The sequence below is a fragment of the Marinomonas sp. BSi20584 genome, from assembly GCF_002792415.1.
Lineage (GTDB): Bacteria > Pseudomonadota > Gammaproteobacteria > Pseudomonadales > Marinomonadaceae > Marinomonas > Marinomonas polaris.
This window is the reverse complement of record NZ_KZ454934.1, coordinates 1-309: the sequence shown is the minus strand read 5'-3', so window position 1 is coordinate 309 and position 309 is coordinate 1. Positions and strand designations below refer to the sequence as shown.

Here is a 309-nt window from a genome sequence, read left to right as displayed (position 1 = left end):
AACCTCAATGGCGTAAATACAAAGCCACATTACTTTCAGGTTTTCAGACGCTAGCTGATAACCCTGAGTTAGGAAGGCCTTGTGATGACATACACCACAATGGTTTTTACTTCCCAGTGGGTAAACATGTTGCGTATTACATCAAAGAAACTGACTCCATCCTTATCGTTGCTGTATTAGGGCGATCTCAACTTCCTCAGAAACACCTTAAGTAATCTTAGTTGTACCTTGATATTGGGTGATGAACATTCGTATTTATCTAAGCTGAAAGACTGACTAACCACAGCGGGTTTCCAAAGCGCTTTATTG

Annotated in this window: 1 protein-coding gene; it reads left to right on the top strand. The window is 40.8% G+C overall.

The annotated features are described in order from the left end of the window. Positions 1–215: type II toxin-antitoxin system RelE/ParE family toxin (locus TY87_RS22420; RefSeq protein WP_198432177.1), on the top strand; the 215-nt coding region annotated here is incomplete at its 5' end. Positions 216–309: the final 94 nt, after the last annotated feature.